The sequence below is a fragment of the Lysobacter sp. GQ73 genome (assembly GCF_059758755.1).
This window is the reverse complement of record NZ_JCAXEE010000002.1, coordinates 475,348-484,057: the sequence shown is the minus strand read 5'-3', so window position 1 is coordinate 484,057 and position 8,710 is coordinate 475,348. Positions and strand designations below refer to the sequence as shown.

Annotated in this window: 8 protein-coding genes; all 8 read left to right on the top strand. The window is 65.2% G+C overall.

Annotated features, from left to right (window positions below; translation table 11 throughout):
- Positions 1 to 58 precede the first annotated feature (58 nt).
- The 8 genes from AC6CH2_RS07050 to AC6CH2_RS07015 all read left to right on the top strand — a co-directional run bounded on the left by AC6CH2_RS07050 (position 59) and on the right by AC6CH2_RS07015 (position 8,695).
- Entirely contained in the window at positions 59 to 853 is a 795-nt protein-coding gene (locus AC6CH2_RS07050; RefSeq protein WP_498268599.1) for a SapC family protein, read from the top strand.
- A gap of 498 nt (positions 854 to 1,351) precedes the next feature.
- Positions 1,352 to 1,954 carry a hypothetical protein gene (locus AC6CH2_RS07045; RefSeq protein WP_498268598.1) on the top strand — a complete coding sequence of 201 codons (603 nt, stop codon included), beginning with the start codon at positions 1,352 to 1,354 and terminating at the stop codon, positions 1,952 to 1,954.
- Between the two features lie 522 nt (positions 1,955 to 2,476).
- Positions 2,477 to 3,745, top strand: coding sequence for a urate hydroxylase PuuD (locus AC6CH2_RS07040; protein WP_498268597.1), 1,269 nt, complete (start codon positions 2,477 to 2,479; stop codon positions 3,743 to 3,745).
- Positions 3,735 to 4,694 (top strand): Rieske 2Fe-2S domain-containing protein, encoded by a 960-nt coding sequence (locus tag AC6CH2_RS07035; protein WP_498268596.1) that lies wholly within the window; start codon positions 3,735 to 3,737, stop codon positions 4,692 to 4,694. The genes AC6CH2_RS07040 and AC6CH2_RS07035 overlap by 11 nt, the downstream gene beginning before the upstream one ends.
- A 133-nt stretch (positions 4,695 to 4,827) precedes the next feature.
- On the top strand, positions 4,828 to 5,802 hold the full coding sequence (locus AC6CH2_RS07030) for a urate hydroxylase PuuD (RefSeq protein ID WP_498268595.1): 975 nt from the start codon (positions 4,828 to 4,830) through the stop codon (positions 5,800 to 5,802).
- 59 nt (positions 5,803 to 5,861) lie between these two features.
- Complete coding sequence (locus AC6CH2_RS07025; protein WP_498268594.1) at positions 5,862 to 7,166, top strand: MFS transporter; 1,305 nt, start codon at positions 5,862 to 5,864, stop codon at positions 7,164 to 7,166.
- 91 nt (positions 7,167 to 7,257) lie between these two features.
- Positions 7,258 to 8,238, top strand: a complete 981-nt coding sequence (locus AC6CH2_RS07020; protein WP_498268593.1) for a Rieske 2Fe-2S domain-containing protein — start codon at positions 7,258 to 7,260, stop codon at positions 8,236 to 8,238.
- A gap of 244 nt (positions 8,239 to 8,482) precedes the next feature.
- Positions 8,483 to 8,695 carry a hypothetical protein gene (locus AC6CH2_RS07015; protein WP_498268592.1) on the top strand — a complete coding sequence of 71 codons (213 nt, stop codon included), beginning with the start codon at positions 8,483 to 8,485 and terminating at the stop codon, positions 8,693 to 8,695.
- The last annotated feature ends 15 nt before the right edge of the window (positions 8,696 to 8,710 follow it).

Here is an 8,710-nt window from a genome sequence, read left to right as displayed (position 1 = left end):
TACAGCCACCTCGCGCTCACGTCGGTGCGTTCGCCGACTGGCATCAGGAACCGGAATCATGCTGATCTACGACCGCGTCGTTCCGCTCAACCGCGATAGCCATCGCCGCTTGCGCATTCGTGCCTCGCACGACAACGCCCGCTTCGCAGCCAGGCTCAACTCGGTGCCGATAGTCACGACCGAGTTCCCCGATGCGGCCACCGAGTACGCGATCGTCTTCGCCAAATTGGCCGACGGCGACTTCCTGCCTGCGGTACTCGTGGGGCTGCGCAACCAGCAGAACCTGTATGTGGACGAGCGCGACCGCTGGCGCCGCGGCTACGTGCCGGCCTTCCTGCGCCAGTACCCGTTCGTCCTGGCGGAGGACCGCGACACCGGCACGGTGACGATGTGCGTGGACATGGCCTGCAAAGGCTTGTCGGAGGAAGAAGGCGAACCCCTGTTCGGCGCCGATGGCTCCGACACGGAGAGCCTCGCCCGGGCGATGGGCTTCCTGCAGGAACTTCACGCCGAGTTCAAGCGCACCGCCCAATTCGCCGCCAAGCTCAAGGAATTGGATTTGCTGGAAGAGCGGGTAATCCGCTTTGGTGCGGGCGACCCGCCGCAGGCGAGTTTGAACGGTGTCTACGCGGTGTCGGAAGAAAAGCTGATGAAGCTGGACCATGCGCAACTGCCCGAACTGTTCCGGACCGGCGCTCTCGGCCTGATCTACACCCATCTGCTGTCGATACGCAATCTCGAGAAGCTGTCGGAACTGGCGCTGCAGGAGCAAAGCGGGAACAAGCCACCGGGCGAGACATCAAGCTATCTGGGCCCCGATGCGGATCGATCCCTTATGCAGGCCGAAAGGTGACTCGCCACGCGAAGGCCTCCTCAAACAAAGGCTCGGAAATCTCTGCTGGCCGGGCGGCGCGCGGATGCTCGATCGAGGCGGGCGACATGGCATGAGGTTCTGCGAAGTCCAGTTGAAGGCGGCGTCCGCACACGGCTGGAGCCGCCGATCCCGGTAGGGTCGCCCGAGAGCGCCACCGCGCGGATCCCGTCCTCGCCTGAGCGCCGGGTTCCAGCATCGGTACCGCGCGGCCAGCGCCGGTTCGGGGCCGGCAGGCTATCGGGGCGCTTCACGATTCCAGCCGCTGCATGGCCTTGGGCGGCAAGGCTTACGTGTCGTCGGTCACGTGCGGACCCGGATGCGCACGGCCATGCTGCGCAGCCTTGGCGACGGCTGGCCGCAGCCGGCGCCGTGCGGCGTTCGTCATAGGGAGTGCTGAGATACGGGAAGTCGGCGGCTGGCGATCCACTGGCCTGTGTTGGAATCGCTTGGCCGGCCGGCCTAAGGACGGGACGCTTTATGGGTATGCACGTCAGCTACCATCCGTTCTCCCCAGCCGGAGCGCGCGGCTTGTACTTCGACGACCTGGGGCGCGGTGCGTGTGTCGAACGCGTGGCGTTGCAGATGGGATTGGCTCCGGAGGCTTCGGCCAGACTGAGGACGCTGCTGTCGAATGGCGGCTGCGCTCGCCCCGCGGGGATGAGCCGTTACGAAGCTCGCGCTTCCAACATGACCATGGTATCGGCGCTGTTGCACGACTGCTGGTATACGAGCGACTGCCGCTTTTCCACGCTGCTGGAGCCTGCCGATTTCAACCGATACGCGACCGACTGGCGGCGTCCCGTAGCCGAGGCGATCGTTCGCGAGCGGTCCGATCATGAGAGCGGTGTGGACCGCGACGGCGGTATCGTCTTCCTGAGCTGCGAGGGATTGAAACGATTGCGTGTCGACCATGCCGAAAACGCAGCGATGCGCTCGCAGTTGTCTCGTCTATTCCCGCGCGGCTGGCTTCCGGTCTTCTGGGCAGCGGTGGACCATGCCGTCGCACGCGAGTGTGGACTGATCGAAGCGGTGAACCTGGTACGCCCCGACGTAATCGCGCCGTCGTCGCTGATGGCGTAGTCGCCGGCCGGCCAGTGGCTTTGAAATGTTATTCGTTCTATGGAAGAGCGGCTCGGTCCCACGCGACTGCGCACGGGTGAGAAAGAGTGAGCGTCCGACGTTATGAGGATTCGTGCACAGAAGTGGCCCGCGTCCTATCTGATAGCGTTGCCTTACGTACCGCATCCGCAGCGCGGACCGGCAGGGAAGTAATGAAGGGGGGTCGGAGATGATCGGCGCAGCTGCTGCGAGCGGCTCGAACGCTCGCACCTGTTTCCGGGATTGAAGAGACCTCCACGGCGCGGCCGCAAGCTCGGAGTCGGGCCTCGCATGCCCACTTCACGAGCACCGCCGGGCCGCGTTCATGCCGCTTGACCCGGCGCGCCGAACGATGGGATCGATGGCGCCGTATCCCGGGACAATGCGTTTGCCGGTAGCCCCGATTGGTACAGGGCCGACGGTTCAACCGATTAACCGCCCCCGCATGCAATACGAAACGCGAAGCAGCCGCGGCGATCGCGAGATGCACCAGGAGACTCCGCAATGATAGGGACATTGCTCGACTTGGCGGCCGATCTGAGCCGCTGGCTGCATGTACTCGCTGCGGTCGCCTGGCTGGGGGGCGGCCTCTGGGTAAGGCGTCTGACCTTGCGCGCCAAGCCTCTCCTGAATCAGCGGGCCGAGCTGGAGGTCTGGGACACGCACAGCCTGTCGTTCTGGCGGAGCTCGAAAGTCAACGCGCCTAGCGTGGCGGAACTGGACGGCATGGTGTGGTCGTTCAATCAGATTCGCTGGCTGATCGGCAGCGGGATCGTGCTGTTCGGCCTGATCTACTACCGGCAACCGCTCGCATACTTGGTCGACCCCAGTGTCGCGCGGTTGTCTGCCCGCGACGCGATCGAAATCTCGGCGCTAGGGCTGGTAGGCGCGCCGCTCCTCAACGAATTGGTCAACCGCATACCGCTGCGTCACAAGGCCTTGTACATCGCCGCAACCATCGCTCACCTCCTCGGCTGGGTGTGGCTGTATGCGAACCTGTTCTCCCAACACGGCGCCATGATCCAGATCGGCGCCATGCTGGGCGTAGTGATCGCGTCCAATGTCCTGTGGTGGCTTTATCCGAGAATGCGCAAGGCTTATGACGCGGTGCTGAAGGGCGAGCAGCCGGATCCCGTCGACCGGCTGCACTGGGATCGACGCGGCCTGCATGCGCATATCACTTTGGCGGTCGTCTTCCTGATGCTGTCCAGTCACATGGGAAGCCTGGTCCGCGCCAACAGCCACCCGTTCCTGACCATCGCCGTCGTGCTGGCCTTGAGCGTCGGGGCTCGCTGGGTCTTCGATGTCACCCACCGCAACGGCGGGGTCATGCCGATCCAGCAGCGCTGGATATCCGCGGCTGCGGTCGTGGTGCTCGGGCTGGCCATGACCTGGATGGCCTTGCCGCGCTCTCCCGCCGAACGGGTCGCCGCTCATACTGAAATGCCTGCTCCGGCAAGCGTTACCGCGCAGCCGATCGAGCCCTCGGGACCGACTCCGGTCGCCGGCTCAGCCGTCGCCGGCGATGCTTCCTCGCGCGCCGGCGCGATCGTTCAACGCCGCTGCGCGGTTTGCCATGCCGCGCAGCCGAGTTTCCCGGGCATGGCCTCGCCTCCGCGCGGCATCGTCTTCACCTCCGAAACCCTGCCTGTGTATGCGGGGCTGATCGCCGCGGTAGTGCAGAGCGAGCGCATGCCGCCCGGCAATGCCACCGACATGCAGCCGGACGAGCGCAAGGCGGTGACGCAATGGGCGAGCGACCATGCACGCTGAGCTGATGCCGTACTGGTATCCGATAGCGCGCAGCGAGGACGTGCGCGACCGCCCGGTCTGCGCATCGCTGTTGGAGAACGACCTCGTGTTGTATCGGGCCGGCCGGCAGATCGTCGTGGCCGCCGATCGTTGCCCGCATCGCGGCACGCGGCTCAGCCTGGGCCAGCATCGGGAAGGCATGTTGATCTGTCCTTATCATGGGCTGGCTTTCGGGCATGAGGGACGCTGCACTCATATACCGGCACATCCGCACCTGACGCCGTCGCGGCAGTTCCAACTGTCCACTTATCCCGTGGTGGAGCGCTGCGGACTGGTCTGGACCTGCCTTGGGCCTGCACCGCCGCCGTTCCCGGAACTGAGCCCCGATTGGGACGACCCCGCATTTCGCCAGGTGGCGCCGGATCCGGTGCCGATCGCCGCCAGTGCGGGCCGGCAAGTGGAGGGCTTCATCGACGTGGCGCATTTCGCGCACGTGCACACCACGACCTTCGCCGACCCCGCCAACGCGGCCGTGCCTGCATATTCGGTCCAGGTCGACGAAGGCCGGCTGCGTTTCGAGTATTGCAGCACGGTCTCGAATTACGCGGTCGGCAGCGGAATGACGGCGGACGACTTCGTGTGGCGTCGCAGCTTCGACGTCCGCCTTCCTTATCTGGCCCACCTGACGGTGCACTTCCCCAACGGGCGCCTGAACATCTTGAACGGCGCCAGTCCGGTGGCGAACGACCGCACCGTGCTGTTCTCTCCGGTGTGTTTCGACCTGGAACTCGGCACGGACGAGGCGGTGAAGAATTTCAACGCCCGCATCTTCGCCGAGGACCGGCTGATGGTGGAAAACCAGCAGCCGCGCCATCTTCCGCTGGAGTCCGGCGAAGCGTCGTTCGCCGCGGATCTCGCTTCCGTTTACTACCGGCGCCTGTTGCGCGAAATGGGGCTGGCCACCGCATGAGCAGCGCTCCCGACTCCTGTGCGTTACCACCGGTTTTTCGACGCCGAACGAAGTGGGGCGACAACGCAGCAGACTGGAACCGCTGCCGGATCAGCCGGAACAGATCCTGATGATGGATGCCTTGATCGATTTCATGACCGATATCCTGCGTTGGCTGCATGTGATCGCCGCGATCGCCTGGTTGGGCTTCGTGCTGTGGCTGCGCAGGCTCGCGATCAGGGCCCGCCCGGTGCTCGACTCTTCGACCGACCTTGAGGTCTGGGACACCCATAGCCTCGGATTCTGGCAAACCGAAAGAGTCGCCCAGGCGAAGGCCTCCGATCTGGAAGGGCTGGTCCTGTCGTTCAACCTGATTCGTTGGCTGTTCGGTACCGGCCTGCTGCTTTTCTGTCTGATCTATTACCGGCAACCCCAGGTTTACCTGCTCGACCCCGCCGAGGTGTCGCTGTCGTCCCGCGCGGCGATCGCCCTGTCGCTGGCCGGGCTGATCGGCGCTCCACTGATCAATGAAGCGATCAATCGCATCCAGCTGCATCGCAAGACGCTCTATTACTTCGCGTGCGCCTTGCATGTTCTGGCCTGGACGTCGTTCTACGCGGACCGGTACTCGCAGCACGGCGCGATGATCCAGATCGGTGCGATGCTCGGAACGACCGTATCGGTCAACATACTCGGCAATCTGTATCCGGCGACGCGTGCGGCGATAGCCGCGGTGATGCGCGGCGAACAGCCCGATCCGCTCAGGAAGCAGTACTGGGATCGACGCAACCAGCACTCGTTTCTCCTGCCCGCGATCGTCTTCCTGATGCTTTCCAGCCACATGGGGAGCGCCGTCAAAGCCAATGGCCATGCATTCGCCACCATCGTCGTCGTGCTGGCCCTCAGCCTGGCCTCGCGCCATGTAATCGAGATGGTCCACCGCAACCACGGCATCGTGCCGGCGCGATTGCGCTGGGCCGGCGTCGCTGCCGCGCTCGCTCTGGTGCTGGCATTGGCCTGGTTGGCAGTCATCGAGGATCAGGCCGGTCCTCCGGCCACGGCAGGCGCAGCCACCGCCGCCCCCGGCTCGTCGTCCGCAAGGATGGTGTCGCGCACACCTATGCCATGAGCCCATCCCGCATCCCGCGACGCGTGTGGTCCATCGGCCTGGTCTCCGGGATGGGCGGGATGCTGGTGATGCTGGATGCGACGCTGGCCGGTCTCGTCCTGATCTCCGTGCAAGCCGACCTCAACGCACCGCTCGAAGACGCGCAGTGGATCGTGTCCAGCTATCTCATCGCCATCGCCGTTTCGCTGCCGACCTCGACATGGTTCGGCGGCCGGTTCGGGCACGGGCGCGTCTGGGGCGCGGCCTTGGCGATCTTCATCGGGGCGTCGGTCGGCTGCGCCTTCTCGACCAGTCTCGACACCCTGATCGCCGCTCGTATCGTCCAGGGGCTGGCAGCCGGCCTCCTGCTTCCGACCGGGCACGCCATCCTGATAGGAGGCGCCGAGCGCGATCAGATGGGCCGCGTCCTCGGCGTCGTCGGCACCTTGATCAGCCTGGCCGCAGCGATCGGGCCGGGCATCGGCGGCTGGTTGGTCGATGTCGCTTCATGGCGGTGGCTGTTCTGGATCAACGTGCCGCTGGGAGCGATCGCCGCGGTGTGGGCGGCGAAGGTGATGCCCGGTGGCGTCGCGCAGCCTGGGCTCAGGCTGCCTCTGGGACAGCTGGTCCTCATCGCGACCGGGTTGCCATTGGCGCTGTACGGGGCGGCGGAGATCACCTCCCGCCAGCCCTCGGGGAACGGTTGGCTGACCCTCGGCGGCAGCGCCGTGCTTCTGGCCTTGTTCGTCGCGGTTGCGCGCACGGGCAAGTCCTCGCTCCTGGCACTCGAGCTGATGCGAAATCGCCAGTTCCGCGCGTCGTCGCTGCTGGGCGTGGCAAACAGCGCCAACCTGTTCGGGGGGCTGCTGTTGTTTCCGCTGTACTTCCACGCCAAGCATGGGATGAGCCACTCGCAGATCGGCGCGATGCTGGTGTTCATGGGGGCCGGAACGGCCTGCGCGCTGTATCTCGCCGGTAACCTGGTGGACCGCTTCGGCCCCCGGCCCGTGGTTCTGGCCGGCGCCGCCATGCTGGCGGTGTCGGCGGCGCCCTTTGCCCTGGTCGCGGTGCCGCCCGACATCGCCGCGGCGCTCATGTTCGTCCGCGGCATCGGGTCGGCCTGGACGACGAACCCGGCCACCACGGCCGCCTATGCCGCGGTGGACCGAAAGGACATCGGCGGCGCCGCCACGCTGGTTCACATCGTGCAACGCGTCAGTGGCGCGCTGGGCGCGGTGGCGGTGGTCGCGACCATCGGATGGCTGGGCGGAAGCGGCGGCCACGGCGAAATGCGCGCGATGGCGCTGATGGTGGTTCTGCCGCTACTGCAGGCGTGGTGGGGGACCTATCTGACCGGATATCGCGCGGTGCACGAGACGAGCTGACCCGGCGCTGCGAAGCGCGGGCGTCGGCGGCAGCACGGTGGCGTGACCAAGAGCCTGACAATGCCATCGACGGTCCGCAATCGGAGGACTTATGAGCTACTCAGAGAAACTCATCGACCATTACTACCCGGTTGCGAGACTGCAGGACCTCGAGGCCGCGACGGCGGAGGGCAAGCCCCTGGCGGCCGTGCTGCTCGGCAGGCCGCTGGTCATCTACAAAATTCAGGGCGAAGCGGTGGTCGCGGACGACCGCTGCCCGCATCGGGGCGAAACGCTCTCCGCAGGAGCGGTGAGCGAAGCCGGGTTGCAGTGTCCCTATCACGGTCTGCGATTCGCCCATCTGGGGGCCTGTTCCAGAATTCCGGCTCATCCCCAAGTGCAGAACCTGAAGCGGTTCGACCTGCGCTCCTACCCCAGCGTCGAGTCCCATGGGCTGCTGTGGACCAGCCTTGGAGCAGGCGTTTTCTACGACTTCGGGCCAGAGCACGAGAGCGAACGCCAGCGGCTGGTGGTGGCGCCGCCTGTAACTGTCAACGCATCGGCTGGCCGCCAGGTCGAAGGCTTCATGGATATCTCGCACCTGCCATTCGTGCATCGGGCGACGTTCAACGATTGCACCGCCGAGGCCATGCCGGCGTACAAGGTCGAGCCGTTCGACCGGGGCTTCGATTTCGAGTACAGCAGCTCGCTGGGCAACTATCCGATCGGCCATTCGTGCCCAAAGGATTTCATCTGGCGCCGCGCCTACCGGATCCATACGCCATTTATCGCCGTCCTGGACATCTATTTCCCGGACGGGCTGTTCACCATCTTCAACTGCGCCTCTCCCGTCGGCGAGGAGCAGTGCGTCTGGTTCTACCCGATCCGATTCGATAAATCGTTGAGGCTGGGCTCGGATGCGGAGGTCAATGCCTTCTCGCAGAAGGTGCAAGCCGACGACCTTGCTGTCGTTGAAAGGCAGCGGCCGAGGTATATCGACCTGACGAGCGACTCCGAACAGTCCTTCGGCGCAGACCTGGCGTCGGTGGCCTACAGAAAGATGTTGCGGGACCTGGGCTTGGTCCGGGCGTGAGGTTCGCTCATCCTGTCACGACGAATGTCCCTCCAGGCCTATGGGATGCAGCGACCCGAGGTCTCGCAGGAGGCATGTGCGACATTAAGCCAAAGCCAGGCCGCGATTCGGCTTGAGCCGGGCGTTTGGCCATGGAGGGAGATCAATGAAGCCTAATCCAATGGAGGCGGCAACGGGCTATCCTCCGGCTCGCAAGCTTTGGATAGCGGCTTTCTGAGGTGGCGCTGCCACCTTGATCTGCTGTTTGGTAGTCATCGTAATCCACCCGGCGATCGCATCCTCGGCGAAATGGATCTATTGGCTGGCGATCGGGTCTGCAGTCCTGTGCACGGTGGCTGCCGTAAAACTGAGGAGCTTTGGAAAGTTCGACGCGGCAGACGAGGGCGCTTGGCTCGCGCGCTCGGGCGCGCGCGATCCGAAGGATGCAGGGGATGGCTCGGGCGAGGTCGACGATTGACGATGGGTCCGGCCG

Coding starts and splice junctions, on each gene's coding strand:
- AC6CH2_RS07035 (WP_498268596.1), top strand. CDS start 3,735: ATGCACGCTGAGCTGATGCCGTACTGGTATCCGATAGCGCGCAGCGAG.
- AC6CH2_RS07040 (WP_498268597.1), top strand. CDS start 2,477: ATGATAGGGACATTGCTCGACTTGGCGGCCGATCTGAGCCGCTGGCTG.
- AC6CH2_RS07025 (WP_498268594.1), top strand. CDS start 5,862: ATGCTGGTGATGCTGGATGCGACGCTGGCCGGTCTCGTCCTGATCTCC.
- AC6CH2_RS07020 (WP_498268593.1), top strand. CDS start 7,258: ATGAGCTACTCAGAGAAACTCATCGACCATTACTACCCGGTTGCGAGA.
- AC6CH2_RS07045 (WP_498268598.1), top strand. CDS start 1,352: ATGGGTATGCACGTCAGCTACCATCCGTTCTCCCCAGCCGGAGCGCGC.
- AC6CH2_RS07030 (WP_498268595.1), top strand. CDS start 4,828: ATGACCGATATCCTGCGTTGGCTGCATGTGATCGCCGCGATCGCCTGG.
- AC6CH2_RS07050 (WP_498268599.1), top strand. CDS start 59: ATGCTGATCTACGACCGCGTCGTTCCGCTCAACCGCGATAGCCATCGC.